We start from the raw sequence: 24,953 nt of genomic DNA on the forward strand, positions 1-24,953 counted from the left end.
TTCGTTGCGCATAGCACGTTCATTTCTTTTTTTTGTCTTAGTAATTCCCTTTTTTGCGCCGAGCACCTCCTATTCTCGCCTCAAAGGAACTAACATTTCGGCGGCATTCCCCCAGGACCTGATAAACTCTCTATCCGAGTATGGGTACTTTGAAGCCGGCGAAAACGATTTTGGATTAACACCGCTCCTCACAAGACTGGTTCAGAAACTCCAGCAGCCTGGCGATCCGACCTATTCAGTCATTTTATCGAAAACACCCGACGCAAACGCATTCATTTATCAAACTGTCTCTACAGAAGCTTATGTCGTCGTAAATATCGGGCTCATTCAAAAGGTGGATACCCTTGATGAGCTGGTCATTTTATTGGCCCATGAACTCTCGCATTCGAGTGCCTTCGGAAGATCAGCGCGCCTTGTGCGAGGCCAATTGGAAGAAATCGAGACTGCTGACCGGGGATCGATGGAAAGGACCTTGAAAGCGGGCTATGACCCGCGTGCTATTCTTTCACTTTTTTCGACTTTGACTTCCGATGATTCCACTCGGAGCGGATTTTTTCAGGGTTTTTTGGGTTCGCATCCCAATATGGAGTCACGTCGTACCGCAGCTAATGTGTGGCTAAAAGAAAATTTCAGCAAACGCCGTTTTCCTGGTGCGAGCCCAAAACCATGGCCTGATTCAGTGATGCAGTATAAGGCAAGGCCCACTCCAAAGATAAAAAATGAAGAGCCACCCAAGGTGATCCATGAACTCGAACGTCTCAGCAAAATTGCAAACCAAAGCCCGGCCTATCATAACCTCACCCCATATTTAAAAATGGCATTATTTTTGGGAAGCCTAGGTAGTTATGAGTTTGACTATTATGGCCTTCTCCAGCGTGCAATCGATCAAAATATTCAATTAGACCAATCTGCACTTTCACACATTGTCAGCGGGAATAACAGTTATGAGCGGATCGTCCCAAGTTTTGATTTTGACTTTCCTGAAAAAGAAAACAGCAGGTTTGCCGTATTTTTAATGAACTTAAGTCGCGAACTAGAGTCGGTGTCAATAAGCAAAGAACAGGGCAAGCTACTGAATTCTCTTTATGAGCAATTTTATGCAAATTATTTTAGGTACAAACTTCCGTTGGTTGACGAGAATGGCAAACCGCTGTCAGAATTTGCGTTTCGTCTTCAACTTGAGACGGCAATCCTATTTGCCACCTATCCCGAAAGTCGTCTGTCTTTCAATGATCCAAAAGCGATTCGTGATATCGTTCTCGGACATGATTATCATCAATTCCGGTTTTTTAAAATGAGCAGACTGATGAGTCTAATTGAGCGCTCAAGTGACCCCAGAATCATCGCAGACAGCTTTATTTATGCGGATTTCAGCTTCGGAAGCGATTTTATCGAAGAGAACAGAGGGAAACTTGAATCGGCCTTTAGATGGGCCGTCGAACAGGACAATTATACTGGGGCCGAACTCCTCAAGCTCATGAAGTCCGATAAAGACAACATCGACAGAAGATATTTCGAAATCTTGGCTGAAGCATTCAACGGTGAAACCATTTCACCGGCGCGTAAAATCATCTTATATGTTCAGTTAGAACGATCTTTATCTGACGTGAAAGATCGAATTCTGACGGGTTTGAGAAAGAGCTTTGGATCGTCTGCGGAGTTGTTTTCCCCAAGGATCACGGCTTTAAATGTTCATCAGGGCATAGAACAAGTCCTGGCAGGCAACGGCGCTTCATGGAAGCTCGACTGGGGGTTGGCAACCCAGATTGTGCAAGATACGAATGCATGGCAACAATCACGATCGCGAGAAATTCAAATCGTCGACGTCATATATAAGCAGTATGCATCACGATATTCGGGACCAGCCTACGATTACCGACAAAAGTATGCTGAGCTTTTGCAAAAATGGATGGCGTCCGCTTTGGTGAGATCTCGAGAACTCCCGGAGACAATGGTTGGAAATCGCGAATCTTTGCAAGAATGGATTCGGTTTTGGGAACTGATTACTTCGAGAGCAGTAACTCCGTATACGGACCAATTGGCGCTCAAGATTTTTAGCTCCGAGAATATTAAAAATTATCCTGACCTGAAATCCAAAATGCAGCCAGCACTAGAAGAGAAACGGGTTTGGGACTTTGCCCTGCGCAAAGAGCTATTGTTAGTGACAAGACGAACCATATGGAATGACATTGAATCAACGACTGACAAATATGAGCGCACCAAAAAAATTCAGAAGGAAATTAGATTCATAAATCAAGTCTTTCCGGAAAGCAGTTTTGAGCGACAGGTAGCACTGGAGAAGTTTACAAATCACATTCGCGCGAATGCATCAGAGGCCTTGTTAGTCGAAAATGAAAAATCAAATCGCGACTCCAACGCGGATGGCGTAGGTATGCGCGTTTTCTCAGGATTTTATGAACATGTATTTAGCGAAAGTAGTGCCAATCGATCGAAAGACCGTCATGAAAATACCTTTGCCACTCTTCAATTTCTCCTCGGCAATGCTCCTATTCCTAAGTTTCTAGACTCAGCCTTGGAAGCTGTGGGGCCCGATCGCTTCCAGCGCATGTTTAACACGCTTGATCCTGAAATACGTGCGCTTGTGCTAGCACCACTCCTCGAGCGGCCACGGGGATTGCTGAATGATAGCCAATGGGAGGATAAAGTTATTGAATTGATTCTTTCCGGAGTGACCGCTCATCAGACTGAATCACGCCTTTTCTTGAGGGCGTTGATTCACTCTTTAGAAAAGGAAGCTCCATTTGAAAAGACTTTGGTCATCTAGTTTATGCTATCGATGCGAGTGAACTCATCGGACAAAGAAATGCCAATCGGTCTAATTGTAAGGCAATATTTGGAAGCCATGGGCAATAGCGGCGTCAGTCTCGGACAAAAAATACGTCAGAGGGAATTGGCGCCACAAGAAATTTTGGAGCACTTGGATGACTTACAGGATCACACCCGCGTACCTTCTCGTTTCGCCATTTTTGAGATGATCAAACGACGCATTCCGAATGCAGAAGCTATGTTAGAGAGAGGGGAACTAAAGGTTTTAGATATCGTTGGTGCTGCCTCATCAAAGGTCGTCATAACGGTTCAGTATAAAAATGGCACCGCAGAAACCATCGAAGATGAAGTTTTGAAATTGCTGAGAGACGACTTTGATCGAACAACTGAAGTCGAGATTGCAAAGTTGCGCAGCATGCTCTTCTATCTAGAAACTCATGGGTCAGAGCGATACAGAAGGTTCCGAAGCGTGCTCGACTTAATCGAAAGAAATCTGCGCAATCAAAATGACCTCCGGACAGAATCTCGGCTGGTTGAAAAAACAAAGCAATTGTACGCGAATGCCTCGGTAGGTTCGATATTCAAGTTTGTAGTTGTAACTCCACACTCAGGACGCGGAGTCGCTCAGGATTTTTCTCATGAAGAATTAGCCCGGGGCTCGAGTTTAAAGAGCTTATCGCGAGAGCAGCAGGCGAAAGTCTATGCGGCCATATATGAAGTTGAAGGCAAGATTCTACTTAGCGATCTGAAAGGTAACGACGAAGTTGTTTTCGAAGCGGATCGGCATCGCGGAAACTACATTGTTAATCTGGAAACAAATACGATCTTTGTAATTGATTATAATCTCTTATCATCCATCACAAGCCGAGAACGTTTGGCTGCCATTGAAACTTTGGGTTACTTGTACATGCACCTTTCTTATAAGACATCATTGCAGGGAGTTTTGCCAAGGTTGATATTCGGACTTTTTGGAAGCCGCTTAGGCGAAGGAGTTAGAAACCGAATCAATGCAAAAGAAGAAGCCTTCTCGCGATTTGGATTACTCTTCGATGGTATAACGACTGAAAAGTGGGCCGACTTCTGGAAGAAAGCCCAACCCATTTTGGATCGACGAGAATCTATTGATCAGGCTGGCATCTTTAGCGCATTTCAGGAACTATTGGCGTTAGCCGAAGAGTCTGGCTTGCAACTTCGACCGCAGGTAAATGACTATATTTTTGCTTTGGGGCATTTGGAGTTTTACTCGAAGTTCGCGCAAATTGTGGACGGCCAGAATCCGCTCTCATTGACTATTCGCGATCATATGGCAGGCAAAATAAAATCCGCACTTTTATCTGGAAAAGGGGGCATTCGCGCAGCGCAGATCAAAACTGCAGTTGGTCTTATGGTACATCCCACTAAAAGAAAAATATCATGCCAGACGCTCTTAACCAGCCCCCCAAGGCCGATCCAATAAATCAAACACAAAAGAGTTCCCCAATAATAGTGGACGGTTTTCTTCGAGCGGTTTAAGCAAACCGATAGGAGATAACGGTGATAATTTCTATTAGGTCCTTAATGGAGGAGATAAGGATTCGCAGGATCGAGATATCGCGCGCACCTACAATTTGGTGCAAGCCAGAAAGACCCATCCGTCAAATAATCGTGAGTGATTATAGACCTTTTCTTACATGATGGAGAGGATAATGCTTGACAGAAAATGATTCAACATGTCAAAAATGGGTTTCAATCGATGATCCATATCGCAGTGGCTTGTCACAAATAAAAATGTAATGGTTCGGCAAAATCAACACCTCAGTGAGGCTAAAATTGTCAAAGTGGAGAGCTGCTCCGTCAGACCTGATGCGGTTTTATAGTACGATGGTTCCCCGGCAGGGTTTTATATTATGAGATTTTGTCACAATATATTCATTCATTTTAGTTTTCTGTTCATTCCCTCATTTTATAGTGTCGCCAGCCCTTGCATTGGCGCGCTGAATTCAAAACCTGCCGAACTTCGGTCCCTTTCTCTTGAATATTCTGCTGGTGCCGTTAAGGATTTCCTAGGCGTGCCGTTCCCACGTCTTAAATATAAAGAAGCTCGGGCCATTCATTCAAGTGAGGTTAAGGAGATTGTCTCCCGCTATTACGATTATGTATTTGTTTTTAATCAATTCTCACAGACCTTAAAAGATGAAGAAAGGCAGATTTTGGCTCCTGCTTTTCGAATTTTTATGGACAGAATCGATTCGTTCGTATCACAGTACGGACCATTTGAGAGTACTTCTTCAATTCTCAATCGGCTGAATACCTTGAGTAATCAATTGAAAGGTATCGCTTTCGAACGCATGATTGCGGTTCTTCTATTGAGGATGGGTTATTCAACGGTGACCATTGATGAGTCAGCGAAAAGAAAAATATTGAATGCTATCTATGGTAAAAAAAAATTGGATATTGAAATAGATGTGATTGCTACCAAAGATGGTTTAACCTATTTGGTAGAGGCTAAATCTATTAAACCTCTTGGAAATGAACATCTTGCAATGCAGATCAAAGCTGTTTCGCGACAAATGACGTCGCGAAAAATGCGCTTGCCGTTAAACAATCATGTGCGCAATATTGTAATCGCTCATTTCAATGTTGGAGAAGATGTTCGTGCTGAGTGGTTGGAGGCGGGAGCAGATGAAGTTTATTATATTCGCCGAAACTACCTTGATGATATTGACTTATATTGACTTTCGCCGATCAGGTAATTGATTTGCATAGTGACCGAAAGCCCAGTTTGATGTATTCGCAATCATAATGAAATCATTGTGCATTTTTTGTGGCTCAAGCTCAGGTAACAATCCCGATTTTTTAAAATCTGCTCGATCACTTGGGCAATACCTGGCTGAAAATAGAATCACTTTGATTTATGGAGGTGCAAACGTCGGCATAATGGGAGTAGTTGCGGATTCAACGCTAGAGAGTGGCGGCTCGGTTATAGGCGTTCTTCCTAAATTTCTTCAGGGGAAAGAAATTGCCCACACTGGCTTAACTGAACTTATTCTTTGCGAAACCATGCATGAGAGAAAGATGAAAATGTTTGAATTGTCGCACGGATTCATTGCCCTGCCAGGCGGGTTTGGGACTCTGGAAGAAGTAGTAGAAATTCTGACTTGGCAGCAACTCGGATTCCATAAATATCCGGTGGGCTTTCTCAATATTGGTGGGTTCTTCAATCACTTGAAGATGTTCTTTGATGAAATGGAGAGAACGAGACTATTGAGAGCAGAAAACAAGAAGATGGCTTTGTTTGGCAGCAGCGTACCAGACTTGTTAAAAACGATGAAATCATACAAGGCTCCCGAAGTAACGAAGTGGATATCTAGTTCCTCAGTGTAATAACGTCAAAGTATGGCCCTTATGCCTGGGACAATCTTGGTCCGTTTGAGTTTAAGCTTACCTGATCTAATATTAAAGCGCCCTGCCACCCAATTCATATTTGGCGGTAATGGCGGTAATGCCTGGCCAGGCCTGAGTTCAATATAAAGCGGAAATTCCAGAAAATAGAATGTTTGCCGTTCTGGTCTATCAAGGATATTTAACTCGCGCAAATTCTCTGGCGGTTTTTGATCGGCCGGCAAGCTGCCAACGATGGACTCGATCAATTTTACATTGTGACTTTTGTCAAAATATTTTTGGGTGATTTTTTTAAACCTCAATTCTAGATCCGAGAGACGTGACAAGATTTCCACAGCAACATCCAGATCTGAACGGTTTTCGCGATAAAAAGTCATTAACGCCTCACGAATACTCTCATGAGAAAAATCAAGAAACAGGACGTCTACGCTGACTATTCTTTTCATTAAACCAGAGGATGATTGACCGGCTTGTATTTTATGCAAGTTCAAAGGCAATTCAATTCGTCAATTCCACCGTCAGTGGCCTTGTGTATGAGGATTTCTTCTAGTCTGTTTGCAAATGATTCGAAGCCAAGCTCTTTAAACAGGCTGATCACTTCATTTCTAATGGTGGGATGAACATACTTTCCGTACCACTTGAAAGACTCAACGGGATCCAAGGTCCAAGTGAGTCCTTCCGTTGTTATTTGAAAGCGGTAAAGTCCACTCCCTCCTTTCTTTAATTTGTAGGCAGTAGCATGGAGAAAAGGTTCCCTGGTTTGTGACTGATGACTCAATTCAATACCGGAGATTAATCGCACACAACTGGGTTTTTCAGTGTCAGAGGATTGGGCTGGGGTTAACAAGCATAGAGTTATCAAAGCGAAAGAAAGGAGTGCGGCCAATCGAATCTCATTTTTTCTCATAAATTATCCAAATCCTGCTCTCCTCGCTCAAGAAGACTTTTGATAGGCTCTTAACGCGTGCAGGATTAATTATTCAAATCGACCAATGGCGTCAAGCGCCGACCAGAAATATGAATTTATTGCTCAAATTATTTGCAGAGCCCTTTAGAGTATGCGTCAACACTAAATGTAAATGCCGCCCGAGAAAATGTCCACTTTTTCTGGGGAATTCCACCTGGTATCTGGTTCCATCAGGATTGAAAGGATTGCCCAATGAAACTGTTGGCGCGGGTTTTTTGAGTCAAGATCAAGAACAATACGCTCTGCAAGATAAATTTGGAGTCTGGATAGATAAAAAGGCCTACAACAAAATGGATCATATGGCGCAGGCGCGCTTACTTCTTCATGAGTGGGTGGCTGGTCTCTACATTATGAAAAGAGTCCACACTCAAAAAGAGATATGCCGCTATTTTATGAGTGTGCTTGCAGGTATTCCAACTCTAAAAGATCAAATGGGTATAGATAAATCTGCCTGTGCTGAAGCTCCTGATGTGCCACTGAGTGAAGGTGGTCCAAGGCTTTTTCCTGATGATTATGCCCACATTCGAGCCGTCACCAACCGTATATTCAATTTAGACGAAAATGAAAACCCTGAATCTTTTAAAGCCTTCCTTCAGGCAAACCAGTTATGGTCTGAAGAAGCCAATGATACTCCTGAAGACGATTTGACCTTATACAAATGGTTCCAACAGACTGACAAGAAAATTACCGAGAAGTCATTTGTCGATATGATGGCAACAGCTAAGCGTGACGGAGAACTCTCAGGAAAGTGTTACGACATCCTCGAATCTGATCTTCCAAAGGGATCTCAGAAGATAATAGAGGATGTTTGCCGTCTGGAATTTAAAAAACTCTCAGAAAGCTCACAATTCTACAAGTTGAGTGCAACAAATTCAGCTGGAGAACTTGTGATCTCTTCACCCGCATTCTTGGGCGGTGGTCAGTTGATATATTCTAGGAATCTTCCCATCGGTAATGACATCTACGTGTACACAGACGTTGCTACTCATTCATTGACAGAGCAGCAATCAAGAACGGTAGGGACGGAAATCTCACAATTGTCATTTTTATTTACAAGTAAAATGCTCTTTATAGGCGTCGTTCACTTTTATAGTCAAATCAGCAGTATCACGACCACAGAAATACGCTTGAACAGCGGTGAACATCGTCAGGTACCTTATCTCAATTTAGAGACTCCCAAGCAATTAAATCGTCGATGGGTTACGACTTTCTTCCCAGCCAAATCAATTGAATTGAAAGAATTAAATCAAGAAATGGGAGAGGCCCTGTTGTCCTTGCATAAAAATGGAGTCACTTCGCCATTCGTGATGGATATCTCAGATGGCACCCAAAACTCAAAGCTAAGAAAGGCAGAAGGAACCAAATAGTACTCTAGGGGAATATACAGCCTCAATCCTCGATCTGAATGTGCTGGGACTGTCCAACGCAATACCGGTATCAGTGCATTCAGATTTGGTTCATCACAGTTTAAGTTAAGGCGGAAAGCGGTGCGTTATTTTCGTTTCAATGGATTTGAAAGATGAGGTTCATGGTGACCACGGCAAGGATTGAACTTGCGACCTGCAGTTTAGGAAACTGCTGCTCTATCCAACTGAGCTACGTGGTCAACTTCTACCCCGCTCAGCACTCGGCTTCGCAAGGATTTTCACTTCATATACCGCTTTTGGAGCAAAGTTAAGACCACATTTGGGTCATCATGAAAAAACCTGTCAGCCTGCTGCTTCCTCATCTATTTCGTCATCGCTGATTGTTCCGAGATTGTATTTCTCAACACGATAGCGCATCGAACGAAAGGTGATATTGAGCAGTCGAGCAGCCCTTTTTTTCACACCGTTGGCCGCATGGATGGCTTTGACCAAGAGCTCCTTTTCGATCTGACCTATTATCTTGTCCAGTTCTATCCCATCTTCAGTGATCTCTATTTCATGGCTCGAGGCCAATTTTCGACCGCTCGGGGTGTTAACAAAAGGAGGAAGAGATTCGGGTAAAATCGTCGCTCCGCCCTCAAGGGCAACTGTTCTTTCAATAATGTTTTCTAACTCACGCACGTTTCCAGGATATTGATATTTTTGAGCATATCCATCGCTTCTGCGCTGATACCACTTATAGATTTGGTCAATCTCTCGTTATACTTTGCTAAAAAGTGGTTCGCTAGAAGAGGAATATCACCGGCACGTTCTCTCAATGCTGGCATTCGAATGTTTATGACATTTAAACGGTAAAACAGATCCTGACGAAAATCACCGGTGCTCACCATTTCTTCGAGGTCTCGGTTCGTTGCCGCTATGATTCGCACCTCTACCTTGGTGTCGTCAATACCTCCGACACGACGAATGACTCGTTCTTGAATGGCGCGAAGAAGCTTGACCTGAATAGATGGGGGAAGTTCGCCCACCTCATCAAGAAATAAGGTCCCACCGTCGGCGACTTCGAATAGCCCTGCCTTGTCGACGACAGCCCCTGTAAAGGAACCCTTCTTGTGTCCAAACATTTCTGATTCCATGAGAGATTCAGGAATCGCACCACAGTTGATGGTAACAAAAGCCTTGTCCTTTAAAGGTCCGTTGTAATGTATGGCTTTGGCTACCATTTCCTTACCAGTTCCACTTTCGCCAGTAACCAAAATGTTCGTGGGCGTTGATGAAACCCGGCGCACCATCTCAAATATTCGGTGCATGGCATCCGAGTTTCCTACCACACTCTGAAAACTAAACTCTCGAGTCAGCTCTTTTTTTAGGACGCGATTTTCAACTTCAAGATCTTTGCTGCGTAAAGCATTTGCTATGTTGATTCTTACTTCGTCAATTTTAAACGGCTTTGTCAGATAATCATAGGCCCCCAATTTCATTGCCTCCACGGCATTTTCGGTAGACCCAAAGGCTGTGATCATCATAAACAACATGTCGGGGAACTGATCCTTCACCTGGCGCAGCAGCTCAATTCCCGTCAAATTCGGCATCTGCAAATCAGAGATCACCATGTCGATGGCTTTTTTCTTGAGAATCTCCAAAGCTTTCTGTCCATCTTCGGCACAGGTAACTTCATAGCCCTCCTTTCGAAGCATAATGTCTAGAAATTCGCGAATTGACTCCTCATCGTCCACAACCAAAATTCTCGGTTTCATTCCCTGATCCCTCTTCCAGTTTGTTTCCCATTTTCTTACGTAAACCTACTCTTTACAACATCTAACAATAAAGACCGGACAGGTGAACTCGACAGAGGGCCAGAAGAACCGCCTGGTCAGGCTATCCGCAAACGGGGCTTCTCCCCTTGGGTATCAGGACTAGGAAATTCTATGATGAAGGAGGTTCCCTTGTTTAGGGTGGATTCCACGCTGATCGTTGCCCCATGACTATCAAGAATCTTGTGCGCGATCGCAAGGCCCAAGCCTGTTCCGCCCGGCTTTGTGGTGTGAAATGGTTCAAAAATTCTTGCTCGATTTGATTCTGCAATTCCACAACCATTGTCCTCAACTCTCAATTGAACTCGCTGGACAAGATCGAGATCCTTCGTCTCTATTCTCAAGACAGGAGCACTTACCTCCCCCATTGCCTGGTAGGCGTTAATTACAATGTTGAGTAAGGCCTGACGAAGTTTGTCTTTGTGTCCATAGATCAAACGACCGCTCTTAAGTATGAGATCCCGTCTCACGGGAACACGCGAAGGAGTCCCATTCCCGACGAAATCAGAAATTTCCTGAATGAGTTGATTCAGATTTATCGGATCTTCAATTCGAGCATGAGGTCTCACATAGTCCAAAAACTCCGTAATTAAATCATTCAGCCTGTCGATTTCCTTGAGGACGATACTCATTAATTTCTTATCTTCACCAGAAGAAGCGAAATTAGAGGTTGATAAAAGCTGAATACTCCCACTGATGCTTGCCAAGGGATTGCGTATTTCATGCGCAATTCCGGCCGCAAGCTGACCAACGGCGGCCATTTTTTCCTGTTGTCTCATCGCATACTCAATTTTTTTAACTTGTGTCAAATCTTGAAATGTAAAAACATACCCTAGAACCATACTATCGGCATTACGCAAAAATCCAAGAGTTACCTCAATCGTGGATTTCTCTCCTCGATAATTTTTGTATTCAACTTCAAAACGATTATTCGTGTTCTGATCATGATGAACTGTTAATAAACTAAAATCGCTATTCAAATTAGGAAAAATGGAAAAAATTGATTTGTTCAACAAATCACGATCCTCGAGTATTCCAATCGCAGCCTGATTAACTTGGGTGACGAGTCCATCGAGACCAGTGGTAAGAAGCCCTGTTACCATGTTATCTACGATCATTTGATTGAGGTCACGGAGCACCTCAATGTCTCTCTGCCGCTCCGCCAACTCAGAACCCATGAAATTCAATTGTTCACTCAGTATCCCCCCTAGGAAGGCCACGGCATAAAAGGCAATGTTGTTCAATCCAACAGCAAAATAGAGAGTTTGGCCTTGGATTGATGGACCGATGATCATTAAAAAGCTAAAAAGAATAGAGGTCCAAAGAGCTAAAAGAAGAGCCCCCTTCCTCTGAAAAACCAGCCCACAGAGAATGATGTTCACTAGGTAAAGAAAAAGAAATACCGACTGGCTCGTGCCGGTAAAATAGATTAATACTGTTACAAATAAAGCATCAAATCCAAAGAGACCGGCATTGAAAAAACTGTGCCACTTTCCTGCGTTCTCAAAAAAATGTATGTAGATCGCATTAAAGGAAAACGAAAGAAACAGCAATAAATAGAACGGGAGCCACACATCAAGACTGATGAAAGGTCCCTGCGTTGATTGAAAAACGAGCGCAACAAATAAAATAGCAACAAGAAATAAAACCCGACAGGCCTCAATCATAAGTAAACGTCGCTTTTCGTTATCCAATCCCGTTGGACTTGTACCCGAAATGCTGGTTACCAAATTGAGGGTCGTCATGATTATTTGTCTCCGACGACGCTGGCCATATTAAAGATTGGAAGATACATGGCCACAACGAGGACCGCAATGATCCCTCCCAAAAAGACCATGAGTAAAGGCTCAATCATACTCGTTAATGTATTGGCTGCTTGATCTACCTCATCCTCATAAAAATCCGCAATTTTCCCCAACATTGTGTCCAAGTTTCCAGTCTGTTCTCCCACCGAGATCATTTGAACAACCATGTTAGGCATATACTTTTCCTGTTTGAGAGGCTCAGCGAGCGTTTTCCCTTTGCTCACAGAGGTCTTTGCTTTCTGAATGGCATTTTCAATTATCCAATTACCAGCCGTGTTGGCTGCTATCTCAAGTGAGTCCATGATTCGGACACCTGCTTGTAACAGAGTTGACAATGTCCGAGTGAATCGAGCAATAGAACCTTTAAGAATTAAGTCACCAAAGATAGGTACGTCCAGAATAAAGGCATCGAGAATCTTTCTTCCGTTTTCTGTCGCATAATATGCCTTAACGGAAAGTGGAATTCCGACCACAACCGCAATGACCAAATACCAATATTTCTGCACCATCTTACTGGCGTTAATCACCCATTGCGTGAGCGTGGGTAACTCCTGACCCATCCCCTCGAACATCGCGACAAACTGTGGAATCACAAACACTAAAATTCCGACGATGACCCCTGTCGCGACAACAACAATAGCTCCCGGATACCACAATGCACCTACAATTTTTCCCTTCATTTTGACGGATTTTTCAATGTATTCTGCAAGGCGATTGAGGACTCCATCGAGCATACCGCCCTCCTCGCCCGCCGTGATCAAATTGACATACATTCGGTCAAAAACATGACCGTGAACTCCCATGGCTTGGGCCAGCGGCTTTCCTTTTTCAACATCTTCCACAACCTTTTCAAGAACTCGACCTAATGCTGGACTCCTCGCCCCTTGAATCATGGCTTCCAGACTTTGCACGACAGGAACTCCAGCCCCGATAAGAACGGCCAGCTCGCGAGTAAATATCTGCAGATCTTTTCGACTGACAGAATCCTTAAAAGAGCAAACTTCTTAAGTTCCTTATTCAAGGCTGCTCGAGCGGTGATCTTGATCGGAATCATTTTTTGAGCGCGTATTTTTACCCGGGCCTCAGCCTCGTTAAGTGCCTCGACTTCACCCTTAACGAACTTCCCATCCGCAGACTTCGCTTGAAATATATAGATTGGCATAGCCTAACATCCCATCGCTGCTTCTAAATGCCAGCCTGTTTTAATAATTTATCAAGTTCCTCAGGATCGGCTGTGACCGAAAATGCACTACGAATATCTATTTTTCTTTTGAGAATAAAATTAAGAAGAGATTGATTTAGGGTCATCATTCCTGATTTTTCCTGTCCAACCTGCATCATACCATAGATTTGATGAAGCTTACCTTCCCTGACTAAATTCCGAATTGTCGTATTCATCAGCAAAAATTCGACGACTGGAACAACTCCCCCCTTGCTTCCAGGGACCAAACGCTGACTCACAATGGCGTTAAGGGTAAAACTCAATTGCACCCGAATTCTTGACTGTTGCTCACCGGGAAAAACTGAAACGATTCGATTGATTGTCTGCAAAGCTGAATTTGTGTGAAGGGTTGCAAAAACCAAGTGACCAGTTTCAGCAATGACCAAAGCCGCTTCAATGGTCTCCAAGTCTCTCATCTCACCCAACAGGCAAACATCAAGATCTTGCCTGAGTATAGCCTTGAGAGCGTCCTTATAACCATGAGTATCATGGCCCACTTCCCGCTGGCTGACAATGCAGTTCTTGTGGCTATGAACGTACTCGATCGGATCTTCGATAGAAATAATATGCCCGCGGCGCTCACGATTTACTTTGTCAATAAGAGCTGCAATAGTCGTTGATTTGCCGGACCCCGTAGGGCCCGTCACCAATACAATTCCCGAAGGAAAATTGGTTACCTTCTCCAGGACTGGCGGAAGAGACAACATACGAAGATCAGGAATTTCCAACGGAATTCTTCTAAAAACTCCAGAAACGGCCCCCCGTTGAAAAAAGAGATTTCCTCGAAAGCGAGCCATGTTTTTGATTCCAAAACTAAAATCAATTTCCTTATGTTCCTCAAAACTGCTCTTCTGCAAATCCGTTAAAATAGAATAACACAGCCTTCGCGTGTCCTCTCCAGAAAGATCACGAGTCTTAACTCGGACAATTCGCCCATCTATTCGCAAAACTGGTGGCGATCCAACAACAAGATGCAGATCTGACGCCCCCTGCTTAACCGCTGCCTTGAGCAACTGGTGAAGTGTAATCATTTTTGGTCTCCGACGGAAGAATTGATAACTTCCTGAACTGTAGTCAAACCCATCTGCAACTTTTTAAGCGCACTTGCTCGAAGAGTCAGCATGCCATCGGCGACAGCAGCTTTCTTCATCTCAAACGGAGTCGCACCTTTCAAAACGGACTCCTTCAAGGCGAGGGTCATGGGCATCATCTCATAAATTGCCACTCGACCCTTGAGCCCCGTTCCATTACATTCTCCACATCCTTCGCCCTTTTTCAAATCTTTAAATGCATCAATCTCATCGGGATTAACACCCAATGAAATCAAAACCTCAGGTGCCACGCGAACATCTGTCTTGCAGGAAATGCAAATTTTTCTCATCAGTCGCTGGGCAATAATCAAAGTAATCGCCTCAGCCACCATGAACCCAGGGACCCCCATGTCCAAAAGACGAGCGACTGAAGCCGGTGCGTCATTTGTGTGAAGGGTACTAATTACCAAATGACCCGTGGAGGCCGCCTTGAAGGCAATATTTGCTGTTTCCAAATCGCGGATCTCTCCTAACATGATGACCTCAGGGTCTTGGCGAAGAAAGGCTCTTAAAATCTCTGTAAAACCAACCCCAATTTCTGACTGAACCTGCACCTGATTGATCCCGTCAAGATTGAACTCAACGGGATCCTCGGCCGTCGAAATATTTCTTCTTGGTTCATTCAGAGCCGCCAGGGCTGAGTACAAAGTCGTTGTTTTTCCGCTCCCCGTGGGTCCCGTCACAAGTGTCATCCCTTGAGGGTGATGAATTGATGCCTTAAAAAGCTCAAGCTGTTGCTCATCCATTCCCAACTTGGCCATATCAACCTGAAGATTTGATTTGTCCAAGATACGGAGCACAATCTTTTCTCCGTAAATAGTTGGAACGCTATTCACCCGAAAATCGACTTCCTTGCCACTTTTCACTCGCACTTTCAGCCGACCATCCTGAGGTCGACGCTTCTCTCCAATGTCCATCTTACTGATAATTTTAATACGGCTCACAACGGCCGCAGCCGTTCCTGGCGGAGGCTGCGTCTTTTCATGAAGAATTCCATCGATACGAAACCTAATGCGAAAACGCTTCTCATAAGGTTCAATGTGTATATCTGATGCCTTCAATTTAATGGCCTCTGCCAATGTAGCGTTCACGAAACGAATGATGGGCCCCGCATCGGCCTCTGACTCCCGATCCACCACCTCCGCCGCAGATCCAGAACTCACAAATGATTCATCTGCATCCGCAATTTCGGACATGATGCTGTCAAACCGAGCGGATGTGCTTCGATAGTACTTATCGATGGCATTGGCAATGGAGACCTCTGAGGCCACGACAACATCAATCTTACAACGAGTCAGAAGAGCTAAATCATCTTTGACAAAAATATTTGATGGGTCGGCAAAGGCCACGACAAGGTTTTTTCCAGCTAAGGTCACAGGAATAACGTGGTGCTTTTCACAAACCTGTCCTGAAATCATTCTCAAGGCCTCAGGATCTATCTCAAAGGAGTTCAGATCAATCGTCGGCACCTCAAATTGCCTTCCCAAAAATTCTGCCAGGTCTTTTTCCGCCACATATCCCAGTCGAACAAGAGCCGAGGTCAGTCTTCCTCCAGAAGCTTTTTGCTCTTTTCTCGCTTGCTCCAATTGATCATAATCAATCAGACTCTCTTTAACTAAGATCTCACCCAGACCCTTTCTTGCCGCGCTCATCTGAATCCTTCCTCATTTTGATCGAAATGACTCGCTTTGAGGTATAAGAGGAAAAAAATGTTTAAATGCACGCCAACCCTCTTAAGCCTCCCAAACTTCTTGAAAAATATATCGGAGATTTCAGCGATAATTTTGAAGGCCTATTGTCTAATAAGATTGGCCGGAGGGCCCTTGCTCTGCAAGAGAGGGCTTTTTATACAGATTTGTCAGTTTACTTAAATACGTTTCTCGGTCGAGTTTCTCGCCAAAAGTCCAGTCCGCCCAAATAACGTCGGCCCAGCTGGCAATTTCAAAGCCTTGAATAACTTTGGTTCCAATCTGTCTGGCTTCGTTTATCAGAAAACTTGTCTCCTCTGTCAAATTGAGATCCCAAACAACCCCACCAGGTTCAAGAAAATTAAAATAAAGGAGTTCTGGGATGAGCTCGTTCTCTGGACCGCCCGGAGTCGTATTGATCATGATACTATTGGTCCCAGGCAACATGATGAGTTGGTTTACCGGGGTAAAAGAAAAACTGACACCAAAATAACTCTTTTTTAGATCTGCTATCAGACTCAAACCCTGGTCCAGAAATTGGTTGGTGATTTTAAATTCCCTGAAGCCTATTTTGATCAAAGAAGAGATCGCCACCCTTGCGGAAGCACCTGACCCCACAATCAAAGCAGAGGCTTCTACATTCAATCGGTCTCCGTACTGGCACAATACGTGATGAAAAGCTCCAAAAATAGCCGAATAGGTCCACCATTTGCCGTCGACCTCAAGAAGCGTATCGGCAGCGCCCAGACTCATCATCCCTGCATTCTCATGAGGAAAGGATCGTGTAACCAGCTCACCAAAGGGGCTCCCAATCCTAATTCCTCTGCACTGCCTGAGGGCTTCCTTCAGTTTTGAGTCAAAGGATTCAGGATCAACCACAAAAGACTCGTATTGATTTTTGCATCCAGCCTCATTCAGTTCGGTCGAAAGAAGATTCCACCTCTCATTCTGAGGATGCAAGGCTATTTCAGTCCAAGTTTGTTTCGTTGGCCCTCCCAAAATAACTTTGCCCCCTCAACATCAATTCTCATCTGTGTTTTCAACGCCTCAATGTCTGAAAATTTCCTTTCGGGACGAGAAAACTCATAAAAGGAAACCCTCACCTCTTGATTATAAAGCTCCTCACTTAAATTTTCCAATATGTGGGTTTCAATGCGAGGTCCAGATTCTTTACCCCCAACCGTCGGAGCTTCCCCCACATTCGTAATTGAAGGCCACGCCTGGCCATCAGAAAGGCTGAATTTTGTGAGGTAGACGCCATAAGGTGGCAGCAGCGTTCGCGGGCTTCCCAAATTTGCTGTTGGGAAACCAAGCTGCCTCCCCAATTGGCGCCCCTTGACCACGGTTCCGGATATCTCAAAACATCGACCCAAAAACTCCCTCACCTCTCTGACTTTCCCAAGACCAATTAACCCTCTTATGAGGGTACTTGAGACGATATCACCCTTGTGCCTAAATGGCGGCATTACGCTCAAATCAAATCCGTACCTGGAAGAAAGGGATCTCAGAAAGTCGAGATTACCCGCCCTCCCCGAGCCAAAGCCAAAGTCGTAGCCAACAACAACTTCTCTGGGTTCTAAAAAAGCTTGAACCCGATTTTCCCAAAACACTTCGGGTTCCATCTGAGCCAATTCCTCGGAAAAAGGCTCTACAACCAGGTGGGTAACTCCCAGCAATGCCAGTTGTTCCTTAAGATCATTTATGGGAAAGATCCTGAGAAAATTCCCCTGGGGCTGAAGAATTTCCAGAGGATGGGGGTCAAAAGTGAGAACAGCAGAGGCCGAAGAGTTATGGCGCGATGCGTTTATGCACTTCGCAATCAGGGCCCTGTGACCCAAGTGCACGCCATCGAAATTTCCGATGGTAAGCGTAACTCCTCTGAGCGGAGGCTGGATATTACGAAGACCCCTGATTGTTTCCATGGCCGGAAAAATATCAACTTTCTTCATCTAACCAATTGATTTCTTTCGAAACTATTGATACGTAGCGTTAATATGCCGCAAAGCTGGATTCGAAATTACAGAGCGCGCGTTTTGCTCTGGGGTCGCTACATCTGGAGACGCAATGCTATTTGGACCCGAATCATCCTATCCCTTGCAATAGGAACGGCTTTTGTATTGCTCGACGAAAACTCCAACTATGACCTCAGATTTCATATTCGCGGGATCCAAGAGATTCATCCTAAAATCGTTCTTCTGGAAATAGATCAAAATGAATGGATAGACTTTCACGGACGAAGTCGCAATCTCATTCGTCCATTAAAAGAAATCACTTCTCTGACCGACAGTTTTTTTTGGAACGAAAGATCCTGGCACAGACTTCTATCGAAGGTTCTTGCTTCTGATCCTCTTGCTGTTGGAGTGAGTTTTTATTTCGGTGAGAATCTCACCGAAACGAACCACAACCCCGCCGAGAAATCTGTGTTTTCAGATGACAGGGTCATCTGGTCAGCAAGTCAAGACAGCGAGGGACGAAACCTCTACCCCCCATTTTCGCAAAACTTTTCACAAGGCACAGGACTCAATCGACTTCGCGCTGACGAAGATGGGGTCATCAGACACTTTTCTTCAGCGCTAGTCCAAATACCTCATTTGACTCAACGTCTAGCTTCAAGACTTGCCTTAAGGCATTCAAGATCAATCCAGTTTGTTGCAGGAGAAAATTACCTTATTAACTTTCAGGGGAAACCTGGTTCCTATCCCAGAGTTAGTTTTGGAGATATCATCAATGGTCGGGTCGCTCCGGAATTCTTTCGCGATAAAATAGTCATCATAGGGGGAAGCGACACAGAAGGTCACCTCTATAGAACCCCCGTCGGCGAACTCAATCGTTCCGAAATTATGGCCGAACTTGTTGACAACATATTCAACCATCGCTGGATCCAAAAACCGGCCAGGTCTTCACTCTTTATGTATCTGCTGCTCATATTGCTCGTAGCAATCTGGATACAATTTGCATACCCACAGTCGGTGGCCTTTGTGTTTACGGTTTGGCTCGGCACAACGACAACAGCCTTCTCCCTTTGGATTTTCGATACCTTTTACATTTGGGTCCCTATCCAAGCAGTTCTTGTACAGTTAGGTGCAACCTACATTTCATTTCTGAGCTATCACTTGGCCGTTAAGGACAATTTAAATTGGAGACTTGAACAGGAAAAAATCTATTTCACTCAAGTTGACCAAATGAAACACAATTTTATCAGTCTTTTTAGTCACGACTTGAAAACACCTATAGCTAAAATTCAAGCCATCTGTGACAGGCTCATAGCAACTCATCTCGACAGCACTCTTCGAAAAGACCTTGTCTCTCTGCGACTGGAGAGTGCAGAACTGCACAAATACATCGAAAAAATTCTTCAAATCTCTAGGGTTGAATCCACAGATTTTAAGTTGCGCAAAGAGGGATCAGATATAAACGAAATCATTCTTCAAGTTATTGAACAATTGAAACCACTTGCTATTGAAAAATCTATTCGGCTTGATACTAAATTGGAACCAATGTTTTTGATTGAAATCGATAGTATTTTGATTCGTGAAGTGATAATCAACTTGGTCGAGAACGCCATTAAGTACACCCCCAGCGGTGGGACTGTGTTGATCTTTTCTCGGGAAGAGAATAACGTCGTGCAAATCATCGTCACCGATACTGGCGTGGGGATAGCGCCCTCCGAGCAAAGTAAGGTTTTCGGCAAGTTCGTCAGGGGTCAGCACCAGGAAATGCTCACAAAGGGAACTGGACTTGGATTGTATTTGGTGAAGTATTTTATTGAACTCCATGGTGGTTCAATTCGCTTAGAGAGTGAACTGGGCAAAGGAACCTCGATTGAGTTTTCGCTCCCGGTCGAAAATTTAGATGAAAGTGAAATGTTGGGTTTAGAAACTCGTCATTAATTGAAGGAGAGAAAAGTGACAGATAACATAAGGGCATTGATCGTGGATGATGAAGCTGAGCTTCGCAAAACCGTTGCTGGTATTCTTCAAGACTGTTTCAGTGAACTCAAAGTCAGCACTTCTGAGGCGAGCAATGGTCTTGAGGCCCTTGATAAGACGAGAGCTCAAGATTATGACCTCGTATTAATGGACGTGAGAATGCCTGCAATGGATGGTCTCACCGCATTGGCCGAGATCAAAAGGCAAGACCCGCGCACCTTTGTTGTCATAATGACAGCTCATAGCAATCTTCAAGATGCCGTCGAAGCTATTAAAAGTGGAGCTTATGATTATCTTGAAAAACCAGTTCAACCAGAAAAACTAAAGGAGTTGGTAAAGAAGGCCATTGAGGCACGTGAAATGGTTTCAAGTATTGCACTTTCTAATCCCATCTTTGACGATGATGTTGATAGCGAATTTGTTGGCCCCTCCGATAAGATGAGAGAAATTTTTGATCTCACAAGTCGTCTGAGTAAGGTAGATACAACAGTTCTTATTCGTGGAGAAAACGGCACTGGAAAAGAGCTTGTCGCGAGAGCTATTCATTACAATTCACCTCGCAAGCACGGTGAATTTGTGACCATCAACTGTGGAGCTATTCCCGAAAATTTGATGGAGAGTGAACTTTTTGGTCACGAAAAGGGAGCCTTTACGGGAGCGATTGAAAGAACCATCGGCAAATTTCAGTTTGCAAATAAGGGTACAATTTTTTTGGATGAAATCGGAGAATTAAAGCCCGACATGCAAGTGAAGCTTCTTCGCGTTTTACAAGATAGAAAATTCGTTCCCGTAGGCGGCACGAGAGAGATTAGAACCAACGCAAGATTTATTGCTGCAACCAATCGAAACTTAGAAAAAATGATTGAAGAAGGTCGCTTTAGGGAAGATCTTTTTATCGCCTCAACGTCATGCCCCTATTTCTTCCGCCACTGAGAGATCGTATTGACGATCTTGAGGGACTGGTTGATTTTTTTATCCGTCGCTTTAATCGAACATTGCATCGCAATATCAAATCGATAGAGCCTGATGCTCTGGCTGCTCTCAAAGCTTATAAATGGCCAGGCAATATTCGAGAACTTGAGAACGTTATTGAGAGGGCTTTTATAATTGAAAATGGGCCTTCAATCAGTCTACCTAGCCTCCCAGAATCAACTCGCAATTTGACGGAGTCGGCAGGAACCGGTGCGCAGCTTAATTTACCTAGCTACTATTCCGGTCCTTTGGATTTCGATCGCTTCAAGGAAAAATCTGAAAGGGAGTTTATTATTGCGGCACTCTCAGCGAATAGCGGAAGAATCAACAAAACAGTCGCGCAGGCCAACATTCCTAAAAATACTCTCCTACGTAAGATCAAAAAATATGGAATCAATGTCAGAGAACTTGGACGAGACTAGATCCATAGACCCGACATCGGATTGGCTCGCCCTTAGCCAATTCGTCTTTCGTCTGACCGACCGAAGACTGCGGCTCATCCTTAGTCCTGAACTTTTACCTGCGAAGGTCCTGAAAACCTCGACGAAAATACAGAACTGACTGGACAAAGCTCCTGATTTCCTCGTCCCGACTTAAGCTTGTGCTCGACCGGCCGAAAGAGTAGCTGTCACGAAGACAAGACCCCGACTAGATCACTGGACTCTCTGAGCTCTGGTGGACTTTTTCGAGTTCGAATCTGAGTGGCAGAGGGTCACACAAACAAAAATTTTGATGAGTGCTTCTGCACAGTGATGGTCACTGTGAAGGGCACTTATCACGCAAAACCGCAAGGAGAATACCATGGGTATCAGGGTCGCCACCAATATCGCCGCAATCAACGCGCAAAGATCAATGGCTTCTAGCCAACGAAGCATGCAAACTAGCTACGCTCAATTGAGTAGTGGTAGCCGAATCACCAAAGCAGCAGACGATGCAGCTGGCCTATCTATATCTGAGACTTTAAAGTCAACCATTCGTGGATACAGTCAAGCTCAGCGCAACGCAAACGATGGAATTTCGATGATTCAGGTCGCAGAGGGTGGCCTTGGAGAAGTGAGCAACATATTGACTCGCCTGAGAGAGCTGGGAGTTCAGGCCGCCTCCGACACCGTCGGCGATCAAGAGAGAAAATTTGTCAATATGGAAGTTCAACAGCTCAAATCTGAGATCCAACGTATCGCCGAATCAAATCGATTTGGAGACGCGAAATTGCTTGATGGATCAGGATCTGAATATGCATTTCAAATTGATGTGAATAACAATGACTTTCAAGATCGAATTGCCTTTGACGCCTCCAAACAGAACGCAACCCTTGAATCTCTCGGTATCGACAACTTCGACTTTTCGGATAAAGTCGATGCCCGCGAAGCACTCAGTGTTCTTGAGGCAGCCCAAAGAAACGTAAACGGAATGAGAGCCAATCTTGGCGCCATACAAAACCGTTTGGTCTCCACAAGTGATAATCTTGGTGTCGCTATCGAGAATTTCTCAGCTGCCAACAGTCGGATTCGTGATACTGACATGGCAACATCATCCGCGGAATTGACCAGAAACAGTGTGCTATTGAACGCTTCAATTGGAGTTCTGGCACAAGCCAATCAAACTCCAACCGCGGCTTTGAGACTTCTTCAATAAATGAAGCGGAACCAGACGTGAAAAATATTTGAATATAGCAGTTGACCCATGGGGTGGGAAGGCGATCTCCCACCCCAATCTTATCGGACTCAGCCTCTGGGCCTCAAGATTTCTTGATGAGACCCATTTTTTCTATCGCTGCCAGCACGTGCTGAGACTTGATCCGCTCCATGCATTCGTGAGTGCCTAAAGGACAGACCCGAGCCCCATGCTTTCCACAGGGTCGGCACTTGAGATCTTCTTGAACAACCTGTGCACGATCACTCCAAGGTCTGTAGCCCAACTTCAAGGTCGTCGGGCCAAACTGCGTAATGACGGGAATCGAGGCGCAAACCGCCAAATGAGATGCCCCACTGTCGTTTCCAACAAAAAAAGCCGACTGTGTCATAAGAGCAAATGTGCTAAATAGGCTCGTTCGTCCGGCCCAGTTTTTTGCTGAAGGAACGGCAAGGGATATTTGCTCGCAAAGATCTCTTTCTTGCTTTGATCCCGTCAAAACGATCCCAAAATTTTGCTTTGTCAGCTCTTTTATCAAATCTGAATACCCCGCAAGGGTCCATCGCTTCGTGGGCCAAACGCTACCTGGTGCCATCACCACATATTTTTGACTGTCTAAACCCAATTGGCTTCGCTGGGATCGCGCCTCCGCAGCAACTTTATCCCTTACCGCTAGACTAAGAACTCCTTCGTCCATGAGATCCATTGATGCCCATACGGGAATGGCAGGAGTTTGAGTAGAATCCCAGGAACTCAGAGTGGTTGGATTTTCAAATTGTTTTAAATCCGCTATTTGGAAAGCTAAATCTTGATCATCGCCCGCAAGCAAAGTTAGCTGTCTCAATACTTCAGGAAGCTGCAGAGGACGCTTCACTCGAAGATCAAAAAATCCAGAATTCCACCAATGTGAAAAACCAACGCGCTTTTGGGCATTGATTCGTCTCACGACGAGCGCACTCCGAACAGATTCATGAACACACCAAACGCGGTCATATCGTTCGGACAAAAGACCTTTCAATAGGCGACGGTAGGAAACATTCCCTTCGCTCTTATCAACTTCGAAGACCCGATCAACAAGACTCAATTCAATGAAAAACGATCCAAATCCCTTTCGACATACCAAATGGATTGGCACCTCTGGATTTCTTTTGCGCAAATGCAGAATCAAAGGGATGGAGAGAAGGAGGTCTCCAATAAATGCTGTCTGATAGACGAGTTGTGCCAAATCTTTCCCTCTTGGACTCCGGCAATAATTTGCCGCAAGTCGACCTGATCGTAGCACATATTCTGATTATGACAACTTCGACGCCAGCATGGTCCGCAGGGAACATCAGCCAATACTGCGACTCCTCTGTCATAGAAATCAATTTCGTGAGAACAGGTGGGACCGAACCACGCGACGACCCACTTTCTCAATCCAATTCCCATGTGCATGCCCAAACTATCTCCGGTGACGACTATATCACAAGCCGCTACGTTGACCAGTCCATGACGTAACCCCTCCTGTGTAGGAGACTGAATCACGGGAAGCCCCTTTCCAATTTCCAGATTTCGCGCGGCATCCTCAATGCCTCCAAGAAGGACTATGCGAATTCCATCTAAGAAAGAAAGATCACGAATCAATTCACGATGCTTTTCTATTGTCATTTTCTTATAAGGAATTGCCTGACTGCATCCCGTGTTAATTCCAATCAAAGTGTATCCTTCTCCACCCCACTCTTTCCGACGATTTTGAGAGAGTGCTTTTTCAGACTCACTTAGCTCAATGACGTAAGGATCCCTGACGAATGGGCCGAGCTCCAAACTCTCGATAAGCAGCTGAGTCTCAGGCTTTTTATTTTTGAAGAATTTCAAATGGTTATCCAATCCTATGCGCCAAAGCTCATCGGCGGCCGGTGTCGCTGGTAAAATAGCCCCCGTTTTGGAATCCGCAACAAAACCAAAAGCCTTTTCGAAATGAGTTTGTTTAGTTACCCCTATGGCCTTCAGTGATTTATCAACGACGAAACAAAAATCGAATTCCCTCGATGAGAGTTCCAGCAGGTCGTTGGGATGGGTCGTGAGAATTCGATCAATGTATGGATTGTTTTCCAAAAGTTTATCTGCAGGAGACTGGGTGACCCATGTGATGTGGCTCAATGGATATTTGCGCTTCATCGCCAAAAGAATCGATGTCGCCCTCAAAACAGCTCCGAGAGCCTCCAAATGAACGATAAGGATTCGCTCGTTGACTTGTCGATAATCCGCGCAATGAGAATCACAGGGACCAGGATATTGGCAAGGCTTATACCCTGTGAA

Annotated in this window: 16 protein-coding genes, 1 tRNA gene and 3 pseudogenes; 8 read left to right on the forward strand and 12 right to left on the reverse strand. The window is 44.6% G+C overall.

Translation table 11 applies throughout. The features are described from left to right. Positions 1–4 precede the first annotated feature (4 nt). The 4 genes from IPJ71_12220 to IPJ71_12235 all read left to right on the forward strand — a co-directional run bounded on the left by IPJ71_12220 (position 5) and on the right by IPJ71_12235 (position 6,150). Positions 5–2,785 carry a M48 family metallopeptidase gene (locus IPJ71_12220; protein ID MBK7844445.1) on the forward strand — a complete coding sequence of 927 codons (2,781 nt, stop codon included), beginning with the start codon at positions 5–7 and terminating at the stop codon, positions 2,783–2,785. A gap of 12 nt (positions 2,786–2,797) precedes the next feature. After that, on the forward strand, positions 2,798–4,243 hold the full coding sequence (locus IPJ71_12225) for a hypothetical protein (GenBank protein MBK7844446.1): 1,446 nt from the start codon (positions 2,798–2,800) through the stop codon (positions 4,241–4,243). A 430-nt stretch (positions 4,244–4,673) separates the two neighbouring features. Continuing rightward, positions 4,674–5,501, forward strand: coding sequence for a restriction endonuclease (locus IPJ71_12230; protein ID MBK7844447.1), 828 nt, complete (start codon positions 4,674–4,676; stop codon positions 5,499–5,501). 67 nt (positions 5,502–5,568) lie between these two features. Beyond that, on the forward strand, positions 5,569–6,150 hold the full coding sequence (locus IPJ71_12235) for a TIGR00730 family Rossman fold protein (GenBank protein MBK7844448.1): 582 nt from the start codon (positions 5,569–5,571) through the stop codon (positions 6,148–6,150). Between the two features lie 5 nt (positions 6,151–6,155). Here the strand turns inward: IPJ71_12235 and IPJ71_12240 are convergent, their stop codons facing one another. Together IPJ71_12240 and IPJ71_12245 are read right to left on the reverse strand one after the other, a co-directional pair. After that, on the reverse strand, positions 6,156–6,614 hold the full coding sequence (locus IPJ71_12240; GenBank protein ID MBK7844449.1) for a hypothetical protein: 459 nt from the start codon (positions 6,612–6,614) through the stop codon (positions 6,156–6,158). A gap of 41 nt (positions 6,615–6,655) precedes the next feature. Continuing rightward, entirely contained in the window at positions 6,656–6,970 is a 315-nt protein-coding gene (locus IPJ71_12245) for a hypothetical protein (protein ID MBK7844450.1), read from the reverse strand. A gap of 341 nt (positions 6,971–7,311) precedes the next feature. Here IPJ71_12245 and IPJ71_12250 point away from each other — a divergent pair, with 341 nt between their 5' ends. Next, positions 7,312–8,502 carry a hypothetical protein gene (locus IPJ71_12250; GenBank protein MBK7844451.1) on the forward strand — a complete coding sequence of 397 codons (1,191 nt, stop codon included), beginning with the start codon at positions 7,312–7,314 and terminating at the stop codon, positions 8,500–8,502. A gap of 162 nt (positions 8,503–8,664) precedes the next feature. Here the strand turns inward: IPJ71_12250 and IPJ71_12255 are convergent. From IPJ71_12255 to IPJ71_12290, 8 genes and pseudogenes are all read right to left on the reverse strand, one after another. Beyond that, positions 8,665–8,741, reverse strand: a tRNA-Arg gene (locus tag IPJ71_12255). Positions 8,742–8,844: 103 nt separating this feature from the next. Then, positions 8,845–10,259 (reverse strand): annotated as a pseudogene (locus tag IPJ71_12260) (sigma-54-dependent Fis family transcriptional regulator). Positions 10,260–10,375: 116 nt separating this feature from the next. Then, complete coding sequence (locus IPJ71_12265; GenBank protein ID MBK7844452.1) at positions 10,376–12,061, reverse strand: PAS domain S-box protein; 1,686 nt, start codon at positions 12,059–12,061, stop codon at positions 10,376–10,378. A 2-nt stretch (positions 12,062–12,063) separates the two neighbouring features. Further along, a pseudogene (locus IPJ71_12270) lies at positions 12,064–13,283 on the reverse strand (type II secretion system F family protein). A 23-nt stretch (positions 13,284–13,306) separates the two neighbouring features. Continuing rightward, entirely contained in the window at positions 13,307–14,374 is a 1,068-nt protein-coding gene (locus IPJ71_12275) for a type IV pilus twitching motility protein PilT (protein ID MBK7844453.1), read from the reverse strand. Further along, on the reverse strand, positions 14,371–16,086 hold the full coding sequence (gene pilB / locus IPJ71_12280) for a type IV-A pilus assembly ATPase PilB (GenBank protein MBK7844454.1): 1,716 nt from the start codon (positions 16,084–16,086) through the stop codon (positions 14,371–14,373). Before pilB ends, IPJ71_12275 begins: the two co-directional genes overlap by 4 nt. 147 nt (positions 16,087–16,233) lie before the next feature. Beyond that, a complete protein-coding gene (locus tag IPJ71_12285; protein ID MBK7844455.1) occupies positions 16,234–17,082 on the reverse strand; it encodes a hypothetical protein in 849 nt (282 codons plus the stop codon). Between the two features lie 2 nt (positions 17,083–17,084). Continuing rightward, on the reverse strand, positions 17,085–18,071 hold the full coding sequence (locus tag IPJ71_12290; protein ID MBK7844456.1) for a bifunctional riboflavin kinase/FAD synthetase: 987 nt from the start codon (positions 18,069–18,071) through the stop codon (positions 17,085–17,087). A gap of 45 nt (positions 18,072–18,116) precedes the next feature. Between IPJ71_12290 and IPJ71_12295 the strand changes: the two genes are divergently transcribed. From IPJ71_12295 to IPJ71_12305, 3 genes and pseudogenes are all read left to right on the forward strand, one after another. Then, the gene (locus IPJ71_12295; protein ID MBK7844457.1) at positions 18,117–20,012 is read left to right on the forward strand and encodes a CHASE2 domain-containing protein; all 1,896 of its coding nucleotides are present in this window, start codon (positions 18,117–18,119) and stop codon (positions 20,010–20,012) included. 15 nt (positions 20,013–20,027) lie between these two features. Then, positions 20,028–21,445: pseudogene (locus IPJ71_12300) on the forward strand (sigma-54-dependent Fis family transcriptional regulator). Positions 21,446–21,824: 379 nt separating this feature from the next. Further along, positions 21,825–22,658 carry a flagellin FliC gene (locus tag IPJ71_12305; GenBank protein ID MBK7844458.1) on the forward strand — a complete coding sequence of 278 codons (834 nt, stop codon included), beginning with the start codon at positions 21,825–21,827 and terminating at the stop codon, positions 22,656–22,658. Positions 22,659–22,761: 103 nt separating this feature from the next. Here IPJ71_12305 and IPJ71_12310 read toward each other — a convergent pair whose 3' ends face one another. Both IPJ71_12310 and IPJ71_12315 read right to left on the reverse strand, forming a co-directional pair. Next, on the reverse strand, positions 22,762–23,880 hold the full coding sequence (locus IPJ71_12310) for a glycosyltransferase family 9 protein (GenBank protein MBK7844459.1): 1,119 nt from the start codon (positions 23,878–23,880) through the stop codon (positions 22,762–22,764). After that, positions 23,820–24,875, reverse strand: a complete 1,056-nt coding sequence (locus tag IPJ71_12315) for a glycosyltransferase family 9 protein (GenBank protein ID MBK7844460.1) — start codon at positions 24,873–24,875, stop codon at positions 23,820–23,822. The genes IPJ71_12310 and IPJ71_12315 overlap by 61 nt, the downstream gene beginning before the upstream one ends. Between the last annotated feature and the right edge of the window lie 78 nt (positions 24,876–24,953).

Source organism: Bdellovibrionales bacterium (genome assembly GCA_016714165.1).
Classification (GTDB): Bacteria; Bdellovibrionota; Bdellovibrionia; order Bdellovibrionales; family UBA1609; genus JADJVA01.